The organism is Roseovarius sp. ZX-A-9 (genome assembly GCF_028369135.1).
GTDB lineage: Bacteria > Pseudomonadota > Alphaproteobacteria > Rhodobacterales > Rhodobacteraceae > Roseovarius.
Genome location: NZ_JAPWHW010000025.1, coordinates 16,482 through 37,912 on the forward strand (window position 1 = coordinate 16,482; position 21,431 = coordinate 37,912).

General features: G+C 61.2%; 23 protein-coding genes, 1 tRNA gene, 2 pseudogenes and 1 riboswitch. Of the genes and pseudogenes, 11 read left to right on the plus strand and 15 right to left on the minus strand.

Going from position 1 to position 21,431, the window contains the following annotated elements:
* Positions 1-245: 245 nt before the first annotated feature.
* The 4 genes from O3306_RS19230 to O3306_RS19245 all read right to left on the minus strand — a co-directional run bounded on the left by O3306_RS19230 (position 246) and on the right by O3306_RS19245 (position 4,924).
* On the minus strand, positions 246-1,388 hold the full coding sequence (locus tag O3306_RS19230; RefSeq protein WP_272010345.1) for a DUF4240 domain-containing protein: 1,143 nt from the start codon (positions 1,386-1,388) through the stop codon (positions 246-248).
* Between the two features lie 194 nt (positions 1,389-1,582).
* The gene (locus tag O3306_RS19235; RefSeq protein ID WP_272010347.1) at positions 1,583-3,076 is read right to left on the minus strand and encodes a serine hydrolase; all 1,494 of its coding nucleotides are present in this window, start codon (positions 3,074-3,076) and stop codon (positions 1,583-1,585) included.
* 646 nt (positions 3,077-3,722) lie between these two features.
* The gene (locus tag O3306_RS19240; protein ID WP_272010349.1) at positions 3,723-4,514 is read right to left on the minus strand and encodes a DsbA family protein; all 792 of its coding nucleotides are present in this window, start codon (positions 4,512-4,514) and stop codon (positions 3,723-3,725) included.
* Positions 4,515-4,564: 50 nt separating this feature from the next.
* On the minus strand, positions 4,565-4,924 hold the full coding sequence (locus tag O3306_RS19245; protein WP_334312362.1) for a LysR family transcriptional regulator: 360 nt from the start codon (positions 4,922-4,924) through the stop codon (positions 4,565-4,567).
* 193 nt (positions 4,925-5,117) lie between these two features.
* Between O3306_RS19245 and O3306_RS19250 the strand changes: the two genes are divergently transcribed.
* The 4 genes from O3306_RS19250 (at position 5,118) to O3306_RS19265 (ending at position 7,868) form a co-directional block, all read left to right on the plus strand.
* The gene (locus O3306_RS19250) at positions 5,118-6,782 is read left to right on the plus strand and encodes a GMC family oxidoreductase (RefSeq protein ID WP_272010351.1); all 1,665 of its coding nucleotides are present in this window, start codon (positions 5,118-5,120) and stop codon (positions 6,780-6,782) included.
* Between the two features lie 113 nt (positions 6,783-6,895).
* A complete protein-coding gene (locus tag O3306_RS19255) occupies positions 6,896-7,222 on the plus strand; it encodes a CoA transferase (RefSeq protein WP_272010353.1) in 327 nt (108 codons plus the stop codon).
* Positions 7,219-7,446 (plus strand): hypothetical protein, encoded by a 228-nt coding sequence (locus tag O3306_RS19260; RefSeq protein ID WP_272010355.1) that lies wholly within the window; start codon positions 7,219-7,221, stop codon positions 7,444-7,446. The genes O3306_RS19255 and O3306_RS19260 overlap by 4 nt, the downstream gene beginning before the upstream one ends.
* 332 nt (positions 7,447-7,778) lie before the next feature.
* Positions 7,779-7,868, plus strand: a tRNA-Ser gene (locus O3306_RS19265).
* A 253-nt stretch (positions 7,869-8,121) separates the two neighbouring features.
* Here the strand turns inward: O3306_RS19265 and O3306_RS22490 are convergent.
* A complete protein-coding gene (locus O3306_RS22490) occupies positions 8,122-8,370 on the minus strand; it encodes a helix-turn-helix domain-containing protein (protein WP_442970025.1) in 249 nt (82 codons plus the stop codon).
* On the opposite strand from O3306_RS22490, the gene O3306_RS19275 reads away from it, so the two are divergent.
* A complete protein-coding gene (locus O3306_RS19275; RefSeq protein WP_272010357.1) occupies positions 8,324-8,845 on the plus strand; it encodes a hypothetical protein in 522 nt (173 codons plus the stop codon). The two genes, O3306_RS22490 and O3306_RS19275, sit on opposite strands and share 47 nt — an antisense overlap.
* 6 nt (positions 8,846-8,851) lie before the next feature.
* Here O3306_RS19275 and O3306_RS19280 read toward each other — a convergent pair whose 3' ends face one another.
* Genes O3306_RS19280 through O3306_RS19300 form a run of 5 tightly spaced genes read right to left on the minus strand, consistent with a single transcriptional unit; the run spans position 8,852 to position 12,336 of the window.
* A complete protein-coding gene (locus tag O3306_RS19280; RefSeq protein ID WP_272010359.1) occupies positions 8,852-9,814 on the minus strand; it encodes a HesA/MoeB/ThiF family protein in 963 nt (320 codons plus the stop codon).
* Positions 9,811-10,407 carry a thiamine phosphate synthase gene (locus O3306_RS19285; RefSeq protein ID WP_272010360.1) on the minus strand — a complete coding sequence of 199 codons (597 nt, stop codon included), beginning with the start codon at positions 10,405-10,407 and terminating at the stop codon, positions 9,811-9,813. Before O3306_RS19285 ends, O3306_RS19280 begins: the two co-directional genes overlap by 4 nt.
* Entirely contained in the window at positions 10,404-11,165 is a 762-nt protein-coding gene (locus O3306_RS19290) for a thiazole synthase (RefSeq protein WP_272010362.1), read from the minus strand. The genes O3306_RS19285 and O3306_RS19290 overlap by 4 nt, the downstream gene beginning before the upstream one ends.
* A gap of 3 nt (positions 11,166-11,168) precedes the next feature.
* The gene (thiS, locus tag O3306_RS19295) at positions 11,169-11,366 is read right to left on the minus strand and encodes a sulfur carrier protein ThiS (protein ID WP_272010364.1); all 198 of its coding nucleotides are present in this window, start codon (positions 11,364-11,366) and stop codon (positions 11,169-11,171) included.
* Positions 11,356-12,336: an FAD-dependent oxidoreductase gene (locus O3306_RS19300; RefSeq protein ID WP_272010403.1), complete on the minus strand. Its 981-nt coding sequence runs from the start codon at positions 12,334-12,336 to the stop codon at positions 11,356-11,358. Before O3306_RS19300 ends, thiS begins: the two co-directional genes overlap by 11 nt.
* Here O3306_RS19300 and O3306_RS19305 point away from each other — a divergent pair.
* The gene (locus O3306_RS19305) at positions 12,317-12,499 is read left to right on the plus strand and encodes a hypothetical protein (RefSeq protein WP_272010405.1); all 183 of its coding nucleotides are present in this window, start codon (positions 12,317-12,319) and stop codon (positions 12,497-12,499) included. The genes O3306_RS19300 and O3306_RS19305 overlap by 20 nt on opposite strands.
* Here O3306_RS19305 and O3306_RS19310 read toward each other — a convergent pair.
* A pseudogene (locus O3306_RS19310) lies at positions 12,430-12,591 on the minus strand (bifunctional hydroxymethylpyrimidine kinase/phosphomethylpyrimidine kinase); the annotation flags it as partial. The gene O3306_RS19305 and the pseudogene O3306_RS19310 overlap by 70 nt on opposite strands.
* Before the next feature lie 64 nt (positions 12,592-12,655).
* Positions 12,656-12,753: riboswitch (TPP riboswitch) on the minus strand.
* 200 nt (positions 12,754-12,953) lie between these two features.
* Between O3306_RS19310 and O3306_RS19315 the strand changes: the two are divergent.
* Positions 12,954-13,139, plus strand: a pseudogene (locus tag O3306_RS19315) (DDE-type integrase/transposase/recombinase); the annotation flags it as partial.
* Positions 13,140-13,245: 106 nt separating this feature from the next.
* Here O3306_RS19315 and O3306_RS19320 read toward each other — a convergent pair.
* From O3306_RS19320 to O3306_RS19335, 4 genes are all read right to left on the minus strand, one after another.
* Positions 13,246-13,527 carry a hypothetical protein gene (locus tag O3306_RS19320; protein WP_272010366.1) on the minus strand — a complete coding sequence of 94 codons (282 nt, stop codon included), beginning with the start codon at positions 13,525-13,527 and terminating at the stop codon, positions 13,246-13,248.
* A 127-nt stretch (positions 13,528-13,654) separates the two neighbouring features.
* Positions 13,655-14,698, minus strand: coding sequence for a response regulator (locus O3306_RS19325; protein ID WP_272010368.1), 1,044 nt, complete (start codon positions 14,696-14,698; stop codon positions 13,655-13,657).
* Positions 14,695-16,446 carry a sensor histidine kinase gene (locus O3306_RS19330; protein ID WP_272010370.1) on the minus strand — a complete coding sequence of 584 codons (1,752 nt, stop codon included), beginning with the start codon at positions 16,444-16,446 and terminating at the stop codon, positions 14,695-14,697. Before O3306_RS19330 ends, O3306_RS19325 begins: the two co-directional genes overlap by 4 nt.
* Positions 16,443-16,937, minus strand: coding sequence for a molybdopterin-dependent oxidoreductase (locus O3306_RS19335; protein ID WP_272010372.1), 495 nt, complete (start codon positions 16,935-16,937; stop codon positions 16,443-16,445). Before O3306_RS19335 ends, O3306_RS19330 begins: the two co-directional genes overlap by 4 nt.
* A gap of 127 nt (positions 16,938-17,064) precedes the next feature.
* On the opposite strand from O3306_RS19335, the gene O3306_RS19340 reads away from it, so the two are divergent.
* From O3306_RS19340 to O3306_RS19355, 4 genes are read left to right on the plus strand one after another with little or no spacing between them, the layout of a single operon-like run.
* A complete protein-coding gene (locus tag O3306_RS19340) occupies positions 17,065-17,454 on the plus strand; it encodes a hypothetical protein (RefSeq protein ID WP_272010374.1) in 390 nt (129 codons plus the stop codon).
* 45 nt (positions 17,455-17,499) lie between these two features.
* The gene (locus tag O3306_RS19345) at positions 17,500-18,483 is read left to right on the plus strand and encodes a hypothetical protein (protein WP_272010376.1); all 984 of its coding nucleotides are present in this window, start codon (positions 17,500-17,502) and stop codon (positions 18,481-18,483) included.
* A 21-nt stretch (positions 18,484-18,504) separates the two neighbouring features.
* A complete protein-coding gene (locus O3306_RS19350) occupies positions 18,505-19,614 on the plus strand; it encodes a hypothetical protein (RefSeq protein ID WP_272010378.1) in 1,110 nt (369 codons plus the stop codon).
* A 58-nt stretch (positions 19,615-19,672) separates the two neighbouring features.
* Positions 19,673-21,424, plus strand: a complete 1,752-nt coding sequence (locus tag O3306_RS19355) for a VWA domain-containing protein (protein ID WP_272010380.1) — start codon at positions 19,673-19,675, stop codon at positions 21,422-21,424.
* Positions 21,425-21,431 lie beyond the last annotated feature (7 nt).

Here is a 21,431-nt window from a genome sequence, read left to right on the forward strand (position 1 = left end):
ATCGACCGCACGTAAGCGGTGGCCGAATGGCCGTAATCCGAAAGGTCTAAAGCAGCATCAGATCAATCGATGGACGTCTGGTCCGGGCGGTGGTCTCGACAGGTGGACGCAACACATTCAGAGAACTTCTCCGCTGAGGTTTGATATTGCATGGTCTTGCGGGGGCGTTCGTTCAGCTGCCTCGCAACCTTGCTGTTGTTCAGGTTTGCTGGGGTAAATTTGAGCTGCGGAAAATGGGAAACGGTTCAAGTGCCAACAAGAGCCGCGATCCTGGGTAAGGCAGATGCAAAGTCTTCTTCAGCAATCTCGGGACCAGCGACATCCATCGGGGGCGTCTTGACTGGCTTCATCGCTTTGCACTGCCGCATTTCGTAGGCCACGGGTGCAGCGTCGCGCAATCCATTCATCCCGCTGGCTATGCCGCTATGTAGGGTCACGTCAAAATTGTCAGGATCCGCGATGGCACCTTCAAAGACCTCTCTCCCCTGCAAGATCAACCAACCACGAAAGTCTTCAAAGGCGTCATCTGAACAGCCGCCTTGCAGCAGATAGGCCAAGGCCCAGATGTCCCACCGATAGGCGCGCGCCTCGAGGCTGCGTAGGATCTTTTCAAAGTCGCGAATTGCTGTCGCCTTGAATGCGGCCAGTCTTTCAGGAAGCGTTTCGATCCGTTCGCCGATTGTCTGATCAGTCAGGCCTTCACCAATCAGTTCCCAAAACAGATCTTCATCCATCTTGCGTGGATCGGGTTTACCACTCGGGCGCGGTCTGATTTCGGCGTCAATCGCAGCAATATCAGCGTCGATGCGGGCCAGTTCCGTTTCGCCAGCACCAGTTTTTTCGGCCATTTCACGATAGTCGGCCATGATGGTCAATAACTCTTGCTTCATCTTTGGGATGCGGCTGATCAGCTTTTCGTATGCGCGGCGCTGCTTTTGTTCCGATGCCTGATAATATTTGGCCATCCGGAAGCCCGATTTTCGTTCAGCGATGTACCACCAGAATTCCGCCTTGATGAGCCCCATATGTGAGCGCCAAATCCGCCGCACTCGCGCGCCCTCGCCCATGGCGTGCAACCGGTCGAACACGGCCAGATGTCCTTCGTCTATCGGGCCAAAAGAAACTTCACCTGACGGGGTGCAATGTGCTTCGATCTGCTCAAATCGTTTCTCCTCGAAATAGAACTCGAGCAGCCATTGGTACAGATCCTGACAATACAGTTCGTAGAGCGAGTGACCTTCTTCACGTGCCACGACACCGCGGTCGGCAAGTTCCACCAAAGCGTCAGTGTATCGTTCCCAATCGTCATCGATTGAACGAAACCGCGGCATAAACCCAGTGATCCGTCCATTTTCGAAGCCCATTGAATCGATTTCACTTTTCCGCATTCTTCGCCCTCAGCCGATCGGCCACCGATGATCTTGAATGCAAAGAATGCTTCCTGACCAGTTCCGGGTAAAGGCATAACATTGTCAAGCAATCACCTAAGCAGACGCTGCCGCAGAGCGCAGCACCCCACAGTTCGGGTCCGGAGCGGACCTGCGCAGTCGACTGCACCAAGGTTCTCTCTGAGCCGGGAGCGTCAGTTCAGACGCCGAAATATGCCAAGGTTTTCGTCGTTCAGGTGTTCGATCCGAATTGCCATTGCCGGTTCCGAGGAAACCTCCAGAAACTCGACAAGCGAAACCGAGCCGGCAGGCTGGTTTTCGGTCACTGGATAAACCACGAACGTATCGCCATCCCAATGCCGCAAGGGCAGTTCCCGGTTTTCCGGCCCCAGCCTCAGAACGAGAGATCCGGCTTGTGCAGCAACCGACGCGGGACCGAAATACGGATTGTCATAGGTGCCTACATAGTTTTCAGCCGGACCTGCCGGGACAGGGACAGCCGGCGGCTCCGCGCCCACCAAATGCCCTACCGGCGCCGAAAGTGTTGCCATGATCGGAGCGTAGGCAGACAGCCAGTCGCGGCTGTCCATCCCGATTTCCGCCCGATCAAGGAAGCTGGCGGTAATGGCTTCGGCGGCGCCGGTCGGGGGCGCATTGGTCAATACGACAATGCCCAGATCAAGGTCGGGAACCATCGCAACACTGGTCGATGCCCCCAGCGAGAAGGCGCCGGAATGGCTCAGCATGACCCGCCCCGACGGTCGCGTACCTACATTGAAGCCGAAACCGTAAGCGCCCGGTCGAGCAGAGACATCCACCTGCGACCCTCGGATCGTCTGCGCGGACATTGCAGGCAAAAGCGCGTCCTCCGAGATCACGCGTTCCCCCTCCGCCATGCCGCGCCCAAGGACCATCGCCATCCAACGCGCCATATCCCGCGCGCTGGAACTGACCCCGCCCGCCGGACTTTGGGCGTCGGGCTGGCGCTGGTCAGCAACCGCATATCCGTCTTCGGCGGCAACATGACTTGAGGCCCGATTGTCACGCGCCATGTAGTCGGCGTGCCTCGAACTGGTGGACCTCATGCCAAGCGATGCATAGAGCGCGGTTTCCGACAGGGTTGCCCAATCCGTGCCTGCCGCGACAGCCACCGCCTCGGCGGCAGCGGTAATTCCGAAGTTGGTATAGGCATAGTCCACCCGGAACGTGCCTTTCGGCAGCAGTGCAAACCGCTCCAGCACTGTGCTGCGGTCAAATCCGATATCCTCCAGGTCATCCCCGGCATGATCCGGCAAACCAGAGCGATGTGCGTAAAGATCCCCGATCGTGACGTGATCGCTGATCCAGGGATCCCCCAAACCGAAAGAGGGCAGGAGATCCCGTACCGTGCTGTCCCAGTTCACCCGGCCAGCATCCACTTGGGTTGCGACAACGGTGGCACCGACCGGTTTTGACAGCGAGGCCAGCAAGAAGACCGTGTCGGCGTCGATGTGACCCTGCTGACCAACAGCACGTTTGCCAAATCCACGCGCGTACACGGTGCGTCCGCCGTGGACGACCGCAATGGCCAGACCGGGAATGCCCGTGCGCGCCAGGACATCCTGACCAAGATCATCCAACGTCGAAATAGCCGCCATGATCCGCTCGTCCGACACAGGCAAAAGCACGGCCCTTGGCGGCGCGGTCATCGGATCTGGCAAGGCAAGCTCGGGCAGCAGGCTGTCTCTATCTGCTACGCTAGGCAAAGTTCCCGCAAGCAGGCCGGCCAAGAACAGGGCGCCACCAAGCAGATTGCGATCCGCACGCCCACGCTGCGTACCTTTCCCTGACTGTGGCCTAGGGGACCTAGCCGGCAATTCCGAGTGCGTACTCAAATGTCGTTTTCCTTGTTCTGGCCGCATGGTTCCGGGCGCTTATATTCTCAATAAACTTCTGCATTCTGGCACAAGTCCCGCAGATTGAAAGGGGTGGGCACCTGCAAAATCAAGGGGCGCCCGTGAATGCAACTTTTACAAATATCCTTTCAGGAATGCGTCTCATTTTGTCTCGTGGCGGTGCGCACTCATCCGGTACTGATGGCCGCCGCCACATCAACCCGACCCAAAATACACCACGGTCAACCCTGTGATGGTGCCAATGAGTAGCCGTAAAGGCGAGGATAACTCTAAGAAGCTCGGCTGCCGGATTTTCACCTTGTTTGAAATGCTGGAGATCCCGCATCGGGTAGTTCGGTGAAGCTGCGCCGCGGCGTTTGATCGAGCGGTAAAGGGTCGCCGAGGGCCGCTGCTGCCGTGCGCCGCAATTGAAAAAGCGGCGGCGCGCAGATGTCCTTCTTCACCTTTGACAGGGGTTTCCAGTTTCCTGCGCAATCAAACGTTCGAGTGATGAAGTAGAGATCGCCCCAAGGAACACTGTCCGGCCAACTGCGAAGGCTGGTGTTCCATAGAAACCGAAAACATCGGCAATTGCTCGGGACATACGTAATTTCTGTTCAACCTCCTCGGAATTCATGTCGTGCAGAAGTTGATCACTATCCAATCCGATGGCACGCGCGATACGCCCAACAAATGATTCGTCGGTGACTGCAGGTGTCCGAGTAAGTCGATCGTGCATCTCCAGATAAGCGCCTTGACGATCGGCCGCTAATACCGCTCGGCTCGCCGTGCGTGATGCTGCCCCCAACAAAGGAAGTTCATGACGTACGATGCGAAAGCTATCTGGTGACTTTGCTTGAAGTTCAGCAAGTCGTTTGTTCATTATCTTGCAGATAGAGCACCTGAAATCTGAAAACATTGCAACGGGCACTGGTCCAGTTTGCCGCGGGCCAAAGAAAGCGGCACAGGGATCATCCCTGACCGTCTGGAGCATCATTTCATCTTCAGGTGTTGGGGGTTCTGGTCGATCAAGACCTACAAAGACCGCACTGCTAAACGTTGCGGGCATCCCCTTTCCCACCAGCCGTCGAAAGGGTTCAAGACCGTTGATGCTTTGAAATTCCATTTCGTCACCAAAAGATGACAGCAAATGCGGTGCGCCTTTCACCCAAGCAACAAGCGCGACCGCACCACCTGCGAGTAGGGCCCTACGCTGCCATTTGGGACGACTTGTTACCACCTTGCGGTCCATATTTTGAGCACCCCTTGCACGACGCTTACGAGTATCGTGTACTATTCCAATTATGGAAACCCGACGACAAGCGCGACCTTCCTTGCGCAACCGTTCGATCGCAGCAGCGGACCCTTTGACCAAGACTGCCAGACCGCTTCGAGTTGATCGTAGAGTGCAGTCATGATCGGTGTATCGGCGCTCAAACCCTGCTCGGCCTTGGGCGGCAGGGTTTCGCCATCTGCGGTCAAGTCAAGCCCGTGTGGGGTGCCCTTGAACAGGGTGATCCCGGTCTCCTCGCCCAATCGCCTGATCTGGTGTCTGGTGGCTGGCTGGGTGAGGTGCAGGATCTCTGCCGCGCGCGAAACGCTTCCTTCTCGTGCTACGGTCACGAAGGCCAGGATATTGTTGGGGTTCAGGAATCTCGCCATATTACCAGATCTAATATCAGGCTGAAAATTATGTCATTTGGAATACGCTCTCTGACCTTCTACACCTCTGGGAGTCGCTGCGCAGGGAGGAGCGTATCGCACCGCTGACATCTCGCCTCGGTCCGGGGGCCTGGGAGGGCGCGGGGCTGATGACTTCTCCAGCGCCGTTGAACAAGCAGGGGGGTGGGCCAGGATGTCAGTGGACAAGACAGATTTCGATTTCATCGTTATAGGCGGTGGCTCAGCGGGCTGTTTGCTTGCCAACCGATTGAGCGCCGATCCCGGCAATCGGGTGCTGCTTCTGGAGGCAGGTAAGACCGACAGCTACCCGTGGATCCACATTCCGGTTGGCTATCTGTATTGCATCGGCAATCCCCGCACCGACTGGATGTATAACACCGAGGCCGACAAGGGCCTGAATGGCCGGACCCTGCGTTATCCGCGTGGCAAGACACTGGGCGGATGTTCGTCGATCAATGGCATGATCTACATGCGCGGCCAGGCGCGTGATTATGACAACTGGGCAAAGCTCAGCGGTGAGGAAGCCTGGAACTGGGGCAACTCCCTTCGGGACTTCATGGCCCATGAGGACCATCACAAGCTGGATGGCGGGGCCAACCCCAAGACCGGCGACAATAGCCGATTTTCTGACCTGCACGGCCATGGTGGCGAATGGCGGGTGGAAAAGCAGCGGCTGCGGTGGGACGTGCTTGATAGCTTTGTCGATGCCGCGACGCAGGCCGGGATCGAGAAAACGGATGATTTCAACAGTGGCGACAATGCTGGCGTTGGCTATTTCGATGTCAATCAGCGCTCGGGCTGGCGCTGGAGCACGTCAAAGGCCTTTCTGCGCCCGGCCAAGTCACGCCCCAACCTGACGATCTGGACCGAGGCCCAGGTTGAGAAACTGACCCTTGAGACAGACGAGAGCGGAGCGCTGCGCTGTCGTGGAGCTCTGGTTAACTGCAAGGGTCAGTCGGTGACAGTGACGGCGCGCCGCGAGACGGTTCTGTCGGCGGGGGCGATCAATTCGCCGCAAATCCTGCAATTGTCGGGGATTGGCCCCGCGGCGCTGTTGCAACGGCACGGGATCGAGGTGCTGCGCGATGCGCCGGTGGGCGAAAACCTTCAGGACCATTTGCAAATTCGCGCGGTCTACAAGGTCAAGGGCACGCGCACGCTCAATTCCCTTACCGGCAACTTGCTGGGCAAGGCGATGATCGGTGCGGAATACCTGCTGAAACGATCAGGGCCGATGAGCATGTCACCCAGCCAGCTTGGAGCCTTCACCCGCTCTGATCCGTCCCGGTCTCATGCCAATCTGGAATACCATGTGCAGCCCCTCAGCCTCGAAGCCTTTGGCGAGGATCTGCACGATTTCCCGGCGATCACGGTCAGCGTTTGCAACCTCAACCCCACTAGCCGTGGTCATGTGCGCATCCGCTCGGGAAATTTCCGCGATGCGCCGATGATCTCGCCCAATTATCTGGCCACAGAAGATGACCGCAAGATCGCGGCCGACAGTCTGCGACAAGTGCGCGAAATCATGTCGAAGCCCGCGATGCAGCCTTACCAGCCCGAAGAATACAAGCCCGGCCCGCAGTTTCAAACCGACGAGGAACTTGCCAAGTTGGCCGGGGACATCGCCAACACGATCTTTCACCCGGTTGGCACGGTCAAGATGGGCCGGGCAGAGGATGACACCGCCGTGCTCGACCCGCATTTGCGGCTCAAAGGGGTGTCGGGGCTGCGTGTCGTTGATGCGTCTGTCATGCCTGAAATCACCAGCGGCAACACCAATTCCCCGACACTGATGATCGCGGAAAAGGCGGCCCGCTGGATCCTTGCAGGCCAGTAGGTCGGCGCCTTTGCCAATCGGAGGAAACAAGCGCAACTCATTCTCCGAACTTCCCCTGACCGGGGTCAAAGTGATCGATTTCGCGGGAATACATCGCCGGGCCTGCCGTTGCGATGTTGCTGGGTGATCTGGGGGCTACAGTCGCGTACATTGATCCGCCCGATGGGCCGATGTGGGACAGTCCGGCCAATACCACGTTGGTGCGCAACAAGCTGATCGTGAACCTTGACCTGAACTCGGACGAAGGGCTGACGTACGCCCGCGCGCTATGCCCCGAAGCTGATATCATCGTCGAGAATTTCCGCCCCGGAAAGCTGGCTGCTTTTGGCATTGATTTTGCCGCGATGCGCGAGGAGCGGCCCGAGTTGGTAACCGTTTCCCTGCCGGGATTTGCCTCGAACGATGCCGAGTACCGCGAATTGCGCGCCTTTAAAGCGTGATCGCAGCCAGTTCGGGCGTGTTCACCGACATGGGGCTGAACCCCTCGTTTTTGCAGCTGCCGCTGTCATCGGCCTATGTCTCCCAGATCGCGGCCTCGGCCACGGTCCTTACGCTGCAATCACGCCAGTTGACGGGGTTGGGTGACCAGATCGAGGTGCCGCTGGCGGCCGTGGTGATGGAGGGGCTCCCTTCACACTCAGGAACGTTTCGACCTCATCCATAGCGGCTCAGCCACAGCCTGTCTTCTTGCGTGCGTTCAACATGTGGAGAACTTTGGTTCGCCTTGCGTCGGTCGGAAATGACGACCGACCAGCGCTACGGTACGCATGACGGGCCTTGCTGGCCACTTGGGTGCCAAGGAGAAGTTGTCGCTGCAGAAAACGGTCAGCTAACGCTTCCGAAGTCGCTTTTGCTGTAGGGGAAATTGCCCGCATCTTGCCTAAACCCAGCGCATTTCAGTAGCTTCTGAGACGCCTTTGGGGGGTAGGGAGGTTTTTTCAGAAAAGGGCAGAATCGCCTTGTAACCCCCATGTTTCCTTGGCTATACGCGTCGGTGGAGACGTGGCCGAGTGGTCGAAGGCGCTCCCCTGCTAAGGGAGTAGGCCCGGAAGGGTCTCGTGGGTTCGAATCCCATCGTCTCCGCCACATTCAGATATGGCGTATTTATTTTTATAAATCAGCGACTTAATCGCGATGCCAGATTTCATACCCCACACGTTTACCCCACACACTGCCCCCATACAAAAGCGCATTCAGTCTCAGATTTTGTATTTGAGCGGTAGACGCAATCCACAATCATCTACGACGCTGCAATCGTAAGCAGCAATGATGCCGATGAAGACTGGACAGCCATCCCATCACACCCATGTACATCCAGCAAATGAACAGACGCGTGCACTCATACGGCTTTCTCCTCCCCAAGGATGCGATAGACACTTGCCCTGCCAATACTCAGCCGCTTGGCAATTTCTGTGGCTCCCACGCCCTCGGCATGCATCGCTAACACCTCGTTAGCCTTCGCCTTCGCCTTCGCAGTGGGCTTTGGGGCTGTTGAACCGAGCACGACCTCTGCCACTTGTGACCGCTGCGGCGGGCAGGAGATGGCACTCGCAGAAAACGAGGAGATCGCGGCGGGATCACTCTGCACTAAGATCGCATGTACTGGACATTTCTTGCTGTCAGGTGTGCCACCACACTTGGCGTTGCACCGATCCCTTCAATCTGATCGGAACCACCGGGCGGTCGCGCGTGAACATACTGGAATCCTCGAAACCGATGAGCGACTGCGTGTTGAGTCTGGGTTCATCAAGGGCGAAGCCCGGTGGGCGCCGAATCTGATCTCCGCTTCGCCGACGCTTCAAATGGGGATCGACAATGGGGACCTGTCGACCTTGCTTTTGGGGTCGGTTCCTCCTGAGGAGGCTTACTATGTGCAGCGAATGGGCCGAAGCGGGTGGCGCGACGGAAATGCCTTGAATATGGTCTTGGCCAATTCGCGAGCTCACGACCTTCAGTTCTGGGAAGATCCGACCCCGATGCTGGCGGGGCAGGTGCGCCCGCCTAGTGTCTTCCTCGCGGCAGAAGAAGTCTATCTGCGCCAGGTGACGGCCTTCCGTGTCTGATCGGGTTCAACAGTCGGGGAGCGCGACAAGCGCGATGTCACCGTCCCAGCGACTTCGCAGGGCGGTGGCGGCGTGATGGGCGCGCAGACCGGTTCGGCAGGCCAATACGACGCGTGCGCCGTCAAGGGGCAGTGACAACTCGGGAAGGGCATCGGACGACAGATGCAGTGCGGAGGCCCGAAACGGGGCCGGGGCCTCAGAGCGCAGGTCGATTACGAGATCGCTGGGCGCGATCTGGCTGGCGGCGATAAAGCGGGCGGGTGAGGCCGGTTCGGGTGCTGCGTCGAAGCGAAAGCCGGACATGCGCCAGTTTGCGGCATCCCAGGCCATCATTTGACCCAGGGGCGAGGGGGCCATCTCTAGCAGGACCGCCAACGCCATCTGCGCCTGCACGGCCCCCATTGTCGCCACCACCGGGCCGAGCACACCGGCGGTGGCGCAGGTCGCGGCGCTTTGCGGAAGATCGGGAAACACCGCCCGCAGGGATGGCGCCGTGGCGCAGAAGCCGCCGACATAGCCCGAGAACCCCAGTGCAGAAGCGGACACCAGCGGCTTTTTTGTAGCAAGAGCGATATCTGACAGGGTGAAGCTGACTGCGAAGGTATCGGCGCAATCCAGCACGACATCCGCCTGCTCCACCAGGTCAGGTGCTTTGGCGGGGGTCAGCCATGCGCACTGCGCGATCACCGACACCTCGGGGTTCAGCGCGGCCACGGCCTCTGCGGCGGCCTGTACCTTGGGGCGTCCGATATCCTTCATGCCGTAAAGCGGCTGGCGGTGTAGATTGCTTTCGGCCACCGTGTCGCCGTCGATCAGGGTGATCACGCCCACGCCTGCGCCCGCAAGGTATTGCAGTACCGGCACACCCAGGGCCCCGGCGCCCACCACCAGAACATGCGCCGTGCGAAGCCGTGCCTGCCCGGCATCGCCGACCTGGCGCAGGGTGATCTGGCGGGCATAGCGGCTCATGCGGTCACCTTCAGCCAATCGCCTAGGCGGACCTCAGGATCGGCGTTAAGTGTGATGTCGGTGACGGCCGCCACCATATCGGCCCCCGCCGCAAAAGCCCCCGGCGCACGCGTGATGGTCATGCCGCCAATAGCGCACAGCGGGATATCCCCGATCACGCCCTTCCACTCCGTCAGCCGGTCAAGCCCCTGCTCGGTCCATTTCATCTTTTTCAGGATGGTCGGATAGATCGGTCCAAGGGCGATGTAGTCCGGAGCCAGCGCCAATGCGCGGTCCAGTTCTGAGCGGTCATGGGTCGAAACACCCAGCTTCAGCCCCGCGCGCCGGATCGCGGGAATATCGGCAACATCCAGATCCTCCTGGCCCAGATGCAGCCATTCCGCCCCCAGATCGATCGCCAATTGCCATTGATCGTTGACGACGAGCGCGGCGCCGTAACTGCGGCAGAGGCCCAGCGCCGTGGATATTTCGGTGCGCAGGGTCTGCTCTGGCCGGTCCTTGATCCGCAATTGCACGAGCCTCACGCCAAGGGGCACTGCGCGCGCCACCCAATCGGCGCTGTCGAAGATCGGATAAAAGCGCGGCAGCGTCATAGCCATGCCTTCCCGATCAGGGGCGTCGAGGGGGCGGCCATGTCGCGCACCCCCATCGGGCCGGATGCGGCCGCCAAGGCGCCTGCCTGCGCGCCCAGTGCAAAGGCACGCGCCATGGCGGCGGGGTCGTCCGCCTCGGCCACGGCGGTGTTCAGCAAGACTGCGTCAAACCCCATTTCCATCGCCTGGGCGGCGTGGCTGGGCAGGCCAAGACCCGCGTCGATCACCATGGCCACATCGGGAAAGGCTGCGCGCAGGGTGCGCAAGCCATGGATGTTGTTCAGCCCCATGCCCGACCCGATGGGAGCGCCCCAAGGCATGAGCACGCGGCAGCCGGCCTCGACCAGCCGTGCGGCCAGCACCTGGTCCTCGGTGGTGTAAGGGAACACCTTGAACCCGTCGGCACACAGCGCCTCTGCCGCCTCCAGCAGGCCGAAGGGATCAGGTTGCAGCGTGTCGGCATGGCCGATCACCTCCAGCTTGATCCAGTCGGTCCGGAAATACTCGCGCGCCATCTGCGCAGTCGTGATTGCCTCGCGCGCGGAATGGCAGCCGGCGGTGTTGGGCAGCAGATGCACGCCAAGCCCGCGCACCATGTCCCAGAAGGCCTGGCCCGCGCCTTGTTCACGGCGCAAGGACACCGTGGCGACCGATGCGCCGCTGCTGCGAAAGGCCGCCTCCATCGTTGCCGGCGAGGGGTAACGCGCCGTTCCCAGCATCATCGGCGTCTGCAGCGTCACGCCATAGAAATCGCGCATCGCTCAGCCCCCCTGCATCGCGGTTAGAACCTCGAGTCTGTCGCCAGGTGCAAGGGGCGTGTCGCACCGCGCCGCCGCAGGCACAAAGGTGCCGTTCAGCGCTGTGGCAACGCGCACTTCACTCCAGCCCAGTTCGGCCAGCGCTTTGGTCAGATCCGTGGCGGCGATGTCGCGCTGCTCACCATTCACTTCAATCTTCATGGAAAAGATCCCCCGTTCTGCCTGTGGAAAGAAATTCGGCCGCCTGTTCGGCCAGCGCTGGGGCCATTAGAAAACCGTGCCGAAACAAACCGTTGAGATGCAGGATGCGCCCGCGCTGGACCACCCGCGGTACATTGTCGGCAAAGGCGGGGCGCAGGTCTGCGCCCATTTCGAGAATCTCGGCCTCCGCGAAACGCGGGTCGAGCGCATAGGCCGCCGAAAGCAATTCCAGCGCCGAGCGTGCGGTCACGCCGCCGCGTGCCGCGGTTTCAATCTGGGTCGCGCCCAGCATGAACCGACCGCCCGCGCGCGGCACGACATAAAGCGGATGGCGCGGATGCAGCAACCGGATGGGGCGTGTCAGCGTGATTTCATCCGTGCGCAGCACAATCATTTCGCCGCGCACACCGCGCAACCCCGCCAGATCGCACCGCGCGGCCAGCCCGCGGCAGTCGATCACCGGGCCATCCAGCCCGCTCGGCTCGGCCCTGCCGGTTTCAATCGTGACGCCCGAGGTGGCGATCGCGTCCACCAGATCGATCAAAGCCTGCCGCGGATCGAGATGCGTTTCATCGGCAAAGTAAAGCCCGCGCCGATGTCGTCCGGCCAGATCGGATTCAAGCGCCGCGATAGCATCCGAGTCGCATGTCAAATGCCCCTCGGTGCGCGCGGCAAATCGGTCCAGTTCGGCCCTGTCGCGTTCGGGCGCCAGAACAAGTGTGCCCTGTTCGCGAAGTTCCGTCACCTGCCTCCAGAGTGCCGCCGCCTTGCGCCCATGCGCCACGATCAATGGCTCGGCCAGGGCGCCTTCGCATTCGGGCGCCAACATACCCCCCGCCCACCAGGAACAACCATGCGCGCCGGGCACGCCTGTCTGGTCGATCAGCCGAGGGCGCAGGCCGCGCGCAAGGCAGGATCGCGCCGCCCAGAGCCCCGCGACACCCGCGCCGATGATCGTAACATCAGGCATCGCGCCAGACCGCATGGAAGTGATGGACTGGATCATGCCCGGCACCGATGTTCAGGCTGTCAGCGGCGGCGATTGCCGCTTGCTGATAGCTGTGACCGGCTCCACGGCTGTGACCGCGCGGGAGTTCTGTGCCGTGATCGCGGTGAGCACCCTTGCCCGGTAAACACCCAGGGCGCTGAAGGTCTTGAGATCGGCCTGAATCCCGGCCCCGCCACCGCTGTCTGAGCTCGCTACGGTCAACGCTTGAAACGCCATATGCGCCCCCATTCACAAAAAGGCCATTTACGTGGAGGGTACAGAAAAGCTTCAGTGGCGTGTGCCAAGCCTGTGTTCCGTTCCCTACGCCGGTATGACCCGGATCAGGTTCGATGGGTCGGCTTTCGCCTCTCAGCCATGACGGCACCCCAACGGATTGGGACATGGCTATTAGCCAGCGAACCACGAGTCAACGAGATTGTCTGCGACAGCATATCGCGTGACGGAGATGGGGTGGATGCCGTTCTCACCAGACGGCATCACCACGTGAGACGCTTGCAGTGCTGGAAGCGCTCGTGGGGTTGACCTGAGCCCCAAGTTCCCTCCAGCTTTGCGCGGAGCCCTTGGGGTCATGCTCTGCTACCTATGTGTCCACGTGGCAGGGCTTCATTTATGTGGCTTTTGTCATCGACACGTTTGCCGACCGCATCGTGGGCTGGCGGCTCTCGCGGTCGGCCAAAACGGACTTTGTTCTCGATGCCCTTGAACAGGCCCTGCACGATCGACGGCCCATCCAGAAAAGCGGATTGGTTCATCACTCGGATCGCCCCTCTTGTCTTATGGCTTTTGGTGGCTCTCGATGCAAAAGGGAGCCACCGTCCGGCACGGCATTTATGCCGGGCGGTGGCGGGGGTCGGACCGTTCCCCTCTTGGTCATTCCGGACCGTCTATGAGTAGGGTCGCCCCCGTCTTTTCTACTGACCTGAACGGATACTTGGGCCTCGTTTTCAGCGAAGGGCCCGCATGACAAGACAAGGTGAGGAAAAGACGATGAACGATACCATTGGACTGGATATTTCCAAAAGCCGGCTGGATGTCTATTGGCTTGCCAATGACGAGCACCGGCAGTTCAGCAATGACCGGGCGGGCGTGAAGGCGCTTGCCGTCTGGGCGCGGAAGGGCGGGATTGCGCAGGAAGTCTTGGCGGGGGCCCATTCCGCCATCCCGCGGCTCGCGCCGTATCTCGATGGGCTCCGCTGGGTGTTCTTCGCAGTGATGCTCGACGGCATCGCGGTCACGAACTACGCCCGCTGGGATGGTTGCAGCGAGGACGGAGGTGAACCTACACTGGCTCGATCATCATCGGGCCGACGAGGATCAGGGCGACGAGATCGGTCTGCCGGTTGGTGCCCGTTTTCTGGAAAAGGTTGCGCGTGTGAAAGGCGATGGTGGTTTGGGATACGCCTAATTCGGCCGCGGCATCCGCTGGGCGGGCACCGGCCGCAAGGGCGGCGGCGACACGGGTTTCGGTGGGCGTCAGCCCGAAAAGATCGGCCAGCAACGGCGCCGAGACCCGCCGTTCTTGGGCAGGGGGCGACAGGAATACGGCGACATGGGGCAGGGTTTCGGACGTTCCGCAGGTCTCAGGCAGGGCGCAGACCAGCGCCGAGACCGTTAGCGCATCGGTGGCGCGCTCCAGCATCACCCCGGTTATCTTTCCTGAGCCAGCGCGGGCTGCGTCCAGCGCTTCGGATATTGCGTCGCGTAGTGCGCCGTCGCCGGGGGCGATGGTAGCTCTGACGGTACCCTGACGCAAGGTCACGAATTCGCGCGCGTCGGCCATGCTGCGCGCCGTGTAGTTGACATGAAGCACGCGGCCGCCGCCGTCCAGCAGCACTACTCCGAGCGCAATCAGGTCGAGCGCGCGCTCGGCGCCGTCCTGCGACAGACCGAAAAGCGCCTCCCGCAGGCGGGCGATCTCGCCGCCGTCGCTTTCGCGTATGCGCGCGACCTGGCGCAGTCGGGCGGCGACCGTGGCCAGCATTAGATCATAGTCCACCGGCTTCACAAGGTAGTCGTCGGCGCCCATGAGCTTGCCTTCGACCATGTCGCGGGGCTCGGAAAGCGCTGTGAGAAAGACGAACGGTGTTGCGGCAAGCTCTGGCCAGTCCGCGCGCAGCGCCGAGAGCAACCCGTAGCCGTCGAGTTCCGGCATGGTGATGTCGCAGAGCACCAGATCGGGTGCCGCATCTACAAGCAGTGCCAGCGCCGCTGCGCCGTCCGGGGCGGCAAGGGTACGATAGCCGGCCTCCTGCAGTTCCTCGACGATATCGGAACGCAGAGCGGCCTCGTCCTCGACCACAAGAATCAGGGCTGGGGCGGTCATGGTGCGGTGCCTTCGGCTTGCGGCAGCGTCAGGCGGAAGACCGTTTCGCCGTCGCCCGGCAGCAGCACAAGGTCGCCCCCCTGCATCCGTGCCAGCGTACGCGCGATGAACAGCCCCACGCCGGTGCCAGGCGCGGCGGTGCTGTTGGCACCGCGGAAATTGCGCTCGAAAAGACGCGCCCGATCCGAAAGCGGGATGGGTGCGCCTCCGTTCGTGACCTCGCAGTGCAAGCCCTGACAATCTAGGTCGAGCGTGACCGAGACTTCCGAGCCGCCGGGCGCATAGGTCACGGCATTCGAGACCAGGTTCTTCAGCACCTGTTCGGCATAAGCCGGATCGCAGAGGGCGGGCGCGTACTCGCGCACGATCACGCGGATGCGCGCATCCGGGGTGGCCGCGCGCTGCTGTTCGCAGACGTCGGCGAGGATCGGCACGAGATCGCAGCGCTCGCGACGGGCGCCGACCTCGCCGGCCTCGATTCGCGCGGCGTCGAGCGTGCTCTCGACCAGACGCGTCAGCCCCGCAATGGCACTGCGCGCGCGGGTGGCGCGTTCCGCCATCTCGTTAGCATCCGCACGATTGCCGCGCCGGATCAACCGTTGCAGCGCGGAATCGGCAATCGCAAGCGGCGTGCGGAACTGATGCGAGATCATTGCGGCGAAGTTCCGATAGAGATCGGCCGCTGATCGTTCTCGGCGCAGAGCGTCATCCAGTTCGCGCGTGCGCTCGACGACCAGTTGTTCCAGCCGCTCGCGCAACTCGGCGTCTCGGCGCTCGGCTGCGTGCCGGTCGCTGGCGTCTTGCATGAACAGAATCGCGCCGACGATGCCGGTCTCGTCGCGCATTGGGAAGGCGCGCAGATCGACATGGATCGGTACCTCTCCGGCGTCGCGGAACAGGGGGCGCAGCAGCAGTTGTCCCGGCTCTCCCGCGAGCGCATCGGCCAGCCTGTCGCGGACGGCGGCGATGGCGAAGAAGCCCGCCACATCGGACAGAGAACGCCCTACCGCTTGCTGCGCCGGCTGACCCACCAGATCGGCCATCGCGTCGTTCCACAGCGTGCACTGCCCGGTCGCATCGACTGCCGCGATGCCTTCGCCGCTCGACGCGATCAACAGCCCCGAGAAATCGCGTGCGCGCCGCAGCATGCGATTGTGCTGGCGCGAATTGCGTAAGGCGAGCACAAGCGCCGCTGTCAGCACCGCACCCGCGGCCATGACCCCGATCAGTGCGACGATGGTCTTCTGCAACTGCCCGCGATAACTTTCAAGCCGCTCGCCGAGCTCATCCCATTCTGCAATCATCGTCTTGTTGGCTGCCCTTGCGAAAAACGGTGGAAAGAGAGCTAGCGACGCTTGCAACTGGGCCGGTGTCATCTGCTGCGGCGCGACTGTTTCGAGTCGCGTGGTCAACTGGTCCAGATCCTCACCCAAGCCGATACGTTCAACAAAACGGCGCTGGGGGCCTTCGTTCAACAGCGCGACCCGGCTTCGCAAGATGTCAAGACGCAGGGCGATGTCGGCTTCCTGTGCCCTGTCCAGTTCTGCCAGAAGGGCGGCTTCGCGTAGGCGCCGGGCCGCCGCCTCGCTTTCGTGCATGACCCAAAGCATGTTCTGTTCGGCCTCCACACGCATGTCAGCCTCGATCCGGATCATCCGCTGCAGCGAAACCGTCAACAGCAGCGTGAAGACAACCACGGCTACGATGGGCAGCGCCAGCCAGAGAACAGAACCGCCGGGACGCTTCATCGGATGTCGAGTCCGGAAAGGTGCCAGACCCACCGATAATCAAAGCGGATGTCTTGCAATTCTGAATGATCATCGCGCGGATAGACAATCCAGAGAGGACCTTTGTCTGCCCGCTCGAGCTGCTTGCCGTCCATGGCATAGGCTACGATCACATCATAGTCGCGGAAATCCGACACGGGAATCTCCACGACGTAATCGTTGAGAGCCGTCGCCGTGACGGTATCGCCCCGCGCCTCTACCTTGTGAAGCAGGTCGCGCATCAAGAAACCGGTGAAGCGATGCCTTCCGTCTGTCACGACTGTCGAGGTTTCGAGTGTCGTCTGCGGCAAATCCCGCAGTGTTTCGAGATCAAATTCCACTACGCCGCCGGCAATGGTGCCGGTGACGCGCAAGACCGGGGGCGCATCGCCGGCCTCAAGTGGTGCCGCAAGAAGACTTGTCACAAGGAATATCGCCGCCCTGCTTCGCATGTTGACCTCCGGTTTCCGCATCCAGATCCGCGTCGCGGAGTTAACCAGTAAATATCTTAGCCTTCAAATAATTGATCCGCCCCGTGCAAACGAACGGGGCGCCGCCCGGACAAGTGCTGCAATGTCCGGCAAAGGCAAGGAAACGGTGGTGAAGGTGCAAGTTATGGGCCTGTCTGGAACAAGAAAGATCGTCGCACCAGCCCTGGGCGTGGTGCTGCTCGTTTTGTCAGGGTGCGGCACGCCCGAGTACCGCGTCGAGCGTACGCAATGCGAGGCCGAGTGGATGTTGAAGATCCCGCCCGTGCATCGACAGCAACCGGTCACGAAGTATCGCAGCGAACGGCGCCCGACGGGCGAGACGAAATGCGAAACGACTGGCGTGACCACGCTCTGCCAACCGGTGATGGAGACGGTATCGGTGCCCTACCAGACGATCGAAACGGTGGATATCCGCAAGACGCAGCGCGACGCGCAGATCGCGGCCTGCGCCGCGCGGGCCTGTGCGGCGAGATACGGCAACAGCAAATGCGAGACATGACGCCTAGTCCCGGTTGGCCGACGACTTTTCGAAGAGGGATTTGAAATGTGGGATTTCAGTATCGGCGGTGCGCTGGGGATGATGGGGCGGACGCTTCCGTTCATTCTTCTGCGGATCGCCGTGTATTTCGGCATCGCGCTGGGTTACATCCTTGTCACGGGTACAGGTGCCAGCATCGGTTGGGGCATCGGCGGTTTCGGTGATGAGGAGTTTCGCGCCACGACCACGATGTGGGGCGGTTTCGCAGGCTTCGGCATCTTCGGGGCGCTCATGTACTGGGCGCGCGAATACATTCTCTACATCGTCAAGGCGGGCCACATCGCTGTGCTGGTCGAGATGATTGACGGCAAAGTGTTGCCTGAGGGGCGCGGCCAGATCGGCCATGCTGCAGCAGAGGTCAGGCAGCGATTTCCGCAGGCCAGCCTGCTCTTCGTGATGGATCAGTTGGTTAAGGGCGTGATCCGGGCGATCTCGGGCCTTGCGCGCGGCCTGCTGACCGTGCTGCCGGTGACGGGCGCCCAGCAACTTGCGGCGATCCTGTCGGCCTTCCTGCGCGTTGCGGTGGGCTTCGTCGATGAGGTGATTCTCGCCCACATCATCCGCACGCGATCGGACAATGCCTGGGAGACGGCGCGCGAGGCGCTCGTGCTCTACGGGCAGAACTGGAAACCTATGCTGAAGAATGCGGCTTGGCTGGCGATCATCGTTTATGGTCTGGGGTTTCTGGTGTTCCTGCTCATGCTCGCGCCGGCGGCGCTGGTCGTCTATCTGATGCCTGGCGCCTGGGCTGCGGGCGGCGTGGTTTTCGCGCTGCTTTTCGCCTGGGCGGTCAAGGCCGCGCTGCTTGAACCCTTCGCTATCGCCTGCATGATGCAGGTATTTTTCCGCACAATCGAAGGCCAACAGCCGGACCCCGAATGGGATGCGCGCCTAGAACAAATGTCGGCCAAGTTTCGCAATCTGAAGGAACGCGCCCTTGGGGCGCGCGGAAAGGTGATGCCTGATAATTCACCGCACTCAGTGGCTTAGAAAAAGCGTTTGGAAGATGACATGAGATACCTCAACTGCGCCATAGTTGCCCTCGTGGCTGGTGCCCCATCAATGGCTGTCGCCGAGAACAATATCATTTGTGAAGGTACCTACGAGTTCTTCAACGGTGCAGATACAGTCACCGCGCTGCCCGGTGAAGCCCCCGAAAATGGGGCGAAGGCGGCAGCGCTTTACAATGAGTATAGTGGTGCGTGGCTTGGTCATTTCATGGGTAAGCCGAAAAGCGAAGGGCTGCATGAGGTCAAAGTCAGCCAATGCGGGCGGCAGTTCATCCTGTCGCAAGGCGCAAAGCAGATGCTGTTTCTGCAGTCCATTATGGACGATACGCTATATGTCGCGCAGGATATCGGCACCGCCGAGGCCGAATTGACCCTGCGCGTTGTCGATCACAAGATCATGGTCGGCTCGGTTGCCGGAAAATCGCATGGCTTTGCATTTACCATTCCGGTCGCACTCGATCCGCGCGACGTCTCGGCGCCCGACATGTCGGGCTGTAGCGATGACCCTGCGCCAACGACCGAAATTCATGACCGGCAGACCATAGATCCTGCGTTGCGCGAAGAGGCGATCGGGATCGTTGCCGCGGAGCTGGGTATACCTTCCGCCAAGGCCGAACACTACATCTCGGCGGCGCGCACCGTGGCCAAAACCCGGCAGACGGACACGGGCGTCAGTGTGCTGCAGCCCGGCGAACCTGGCTGCCCGATCAAATTGACTGGCGTGAAGACTTGTCGCGTTTATCCACCCGACACGACAACGATCGTGGAGACTAACGTGCTGCTTGACGAAGAGGGACGACTGCTTCCGGTCAAACCACATAGCCCACATGAAACGCGCGTTGAAGTTGATGATCCTGATGCGGCAGATATCTGCGCGCCCAAGGCGAAATACCCGTCAGCCAAGCAACGTATCCGCTTCAAGTTCCTTGCCATTGACGAGGAGGGCATAAACGACGTGCAGGCAATGCTCGTGGATGCAACAACCAATCTCGCACAGAGAGCACATTACTCCGAGGGAAAACACGCGGGGCTACTGGGACGCACCGAAGCGGCAAGAGAAGCCTATGCCGCAATCGGGGCGCCCGTGCAGGGGCTGCATGAACTGCCGTAGCCACTAACACATAGCCCATGAAGAGGCTTCCGTAGAAACGCGAAAGGGGAAACGGGAGATGAAACTGATTGCATCAAAAGTCGTCTCTACGGCAATTTCAGGAGCCGCCCTCTGCGCGGCAACGGCGCTTGCCGCGGAAGATGTGGTCATCGTCTATGATGCCTCGGGCTCCATGTGGGGCCAGATCGACGGGGCGTCGAAGATCGAGATCGCACGCGATGTCATGGCCGATCTGGTGAACGGCTGGGATACGGGCCCCGATCTCGGCCTAATCGCCTACGGCCACCGCCGACAGGGCGATTGTAGCGATATCGAGACACTGATTGCGCCCGGTCCGCTGGACAGAGCCAGCTTCATCAGCACCGTCAACGCGATTCGACCAGTGGGAAAGACACCACTGACCGGGGCCGTGCGGCAGGCGGCCGAACTTCTCTCGTATCGAGACAACCCGGCCACTGTGGTGCTGATCTCGGACGGGGTGGAAACCTGCAACGCCGATCCTTGCGCTCTGTCCGCTGAACTGGAGCGGCAGGGCGTGAATTTCACCGCGCATGTGGTGGGTTTCGATCTGGAAGATGAGGCACATGCAGGTCTCTCCTGCATCGCCAAGAATACCGGAGGTGTTTTCGTGCCGGCGGGCAATGCCGACGAGCTGCACGCCGCCCTAGATCACGTGCAGGCCGCGATGGATGTTCCTGCGCACGTTCTCGAGCCGAAACCGGAGCCAGAACTGCCGAAGGCGCACATCACCGGCCCCGCGCGTGTGACCACCGGCGCGGCCTTCGAGGTCAGCTGGAGCGAGCCGATCGACGGGCGCGACATGGTCACGATCCTGCCGATGGGTGCCGCCGAGGGCGCTCGTGGCGACTACCACCGGATCGGTGACAAGACCGAAGGTCGCTTCAAGGCCCCGGCCGAGCCGGGGCTCTACGAGCTGCGCTACATCCTCGACGTAGGCAGCAAGACGCTGGCCACGGCGCCGGTCGAGGTGATCGCGGCCGAGGTCAGCGTGACCGGCCCCGCGCGTGTAACCACCGGCGCGGCCTTCGACGTCAGCTGGAGCGAGCCGATCGACGGGCGCGACATGGTCACGATCCTGCCGATGGGTGCCGCCGAGGGCACTCGTGGTGACTACCAGCGGGTCGGTAACAAGACCGAAGGCACCCTCAGGGCCCCGGCCGAGCCGGGGCTCTACGAGCTGCGATATATACTTGACGTGGGAAGTAAGACGCTGGCCACGGCAACGGTCGAGGTGATCGCGGCCGAGATCGGGATTGCGGGCCCCGGAACGGTACGCGCCGAAAGCGATGTGGATGTCTCATGGACGGCCACAATTAACGGACGCGACATGATCACTATCCTGCCAATGGGCGCGAACGAGGGCACGCGCGGCAATTACATACGCATCGGTGACCGGAGCGAGGCCCGGCTCGAAGCCCCTGCCGCGCCGGGAATCTACGAAATCCGCTACATCCTTGATGTGGGTAGTAAGACGCTTGCCAGTACCCCGTTGGAAGTCGTGGCGGCTGATGCTCCGCTTGATGAGGGCGCAAGACTGACGGTGCCTGCAACCGCCGCACCGGGCAAGACGATCACGGTGACCTGGGCGGGCGGCAGCGACAGCAACGACCAGCGGATTTCGCTGGCCGAAAAGGATCAGGCCGATTTCGGTTGGATCACCGTCTTTGCCATCGGAGAGGAAAAATTCATGGATATCATGATGCCCGACGATCCCGGTCTCTACGAGATACGCTTTCTGGATGTCTCGAACCGCGTCATTCTCGGGCGAGCTGTTGTGGAGGTGAAATGATGCGAAC

Coding starts and splice junctions, on each gene's coding strand:
- O3306_RS19355 (WP_272010380.1), top strand. CDS start 19,673: ATGAAACTGATTGCATCAAAAGTCGTCTCTACGGCAATTTCAGGAGCC.
- thiS (WP_272010364.1), bottom strand. CDS start 11,366: ATGAAGATTGAAGTGAATGGTGAGCAGCGCGACATCGCCGCCACGGAT.
- O3306_RS19250 (WP_272010351.1), top strand. CDS start 5,118: ATGTCAGTGGACAAGACAGATTTCGATTTCATCGTTATAGGCGGTGGC.
- O3306_RS19330 (WP_272010370.1), bottom strand. CDS start 16,446: ATGAAGCGTCCCGGCGGTTCTGTTCTCTGGCTGGCGCTGCCCATCGTA.
- O3306_RS19350 (WP_272010378.1), top strand. CDS start 18,505: ATGAGATACCTCAACTGCGCCATAGTTGCCCTCGTGGCTGGTGCCCCA.
- O3306_RS19230 (WP_272010345.1), bottom strand. CDS start 1,388: ATGCGGAAAAGTGAAATCGATTCAATGGGCTTCGAAAATGGACGGATC.
- O3306_RS19335 (WP_272010372.1), bottom strand. CDS start 16,937: ATGCGGAAACCGGAGGTCAACATGCGAAGCAGGGCGGCGATATTCCTT.
- O3306_RS19300 (WP_272010403.1), bottom strand. CDS start 12,336: ATGCCTGATGTTACGATCATCGGCGCGGGTGTCGCGGGGCTCTGGGCG.
- O3306_RS19305 (WP_272010405.1), top strand. CDS start 12,317: ATGATCGTAACATCAGGCATCGCGCCAGACCGCATGGAAGTGATGGAC.
- O3306_RS19245 (WP_334312362.1), bottom strand. CDS start 4,924: ATGGCGAGATTCCTGAACCCCAACAATATCCTGGCCTTCGTGACCGTA.
- O3306_RS19320 (WP_272010366.1), bottom strand. CDS start 13,527: ATGGGCCCCCGCCAAGACTTCCTGCGCAATCCCGCCCTTCCGCGCCCA.
- O3306_RS19290 (WP_272010362.1), bottom strand. CDS start 11,165: ATGCGCGATTTCTATGGCGTGACGCTGCAGACGCCGATGATGCTGGGA.
- O3306_RS19325 (WP_272010368.1), bottom strand. CDS start 14,698: ATGACCGCCCCAGCCCTGATTCTTGTGGTCGAGGACGAGGCCGCTCTG.
- O3306_RS19285 (WP_272010360.1), bottom strand. CDS start 10,407: ATGACGCTGCCGCGCTTTTATCCGATCTTCGACAGCGCCGATTGGGTG.
- O3306_RS19280 (WP_272010359.1), bottom strand. CDS start 9,814: ATGAGCCGCTATGCCCGCCAGATCACCCTGCGCCAGGTCGGCGATGCC.
- O3306_RS19275 (WP_272010357.1), top strand. CDS start 8,324: ATGGCACTCGCAGAAAACGAGGAGATCGCGGCGGGATCACTCTGCACT.
- O3306_RS19235 (WP_272010347.1), bottom strand. CDS start 3,076: ATGACCGCGCCGCCAAGGGCCGTGCTTTTGCCTGTGTCGGACGAGCGG.
- O3306_RS19240 (WP_272010349.1), bottom strand. CDS start 4,514: ATGGACCGCAAGGTGGTAACAAGTCGTCCCAAATGGCAGCGTAGGGCC.
- O3306_RS19255 (WP_272010353.1), top strand. CDS start 6,896: ATGTTGCTGGGTGATCTGGGGGCTACAGTCGCGTACATTGATCCGCCC.
- O3306_RS19345 (WP_272010376.1), top strand. CDS start 17,500: ATGTGGGATTTCAGTATCGGCGGTGCGCTGGGGATGATGGGGCGGACG.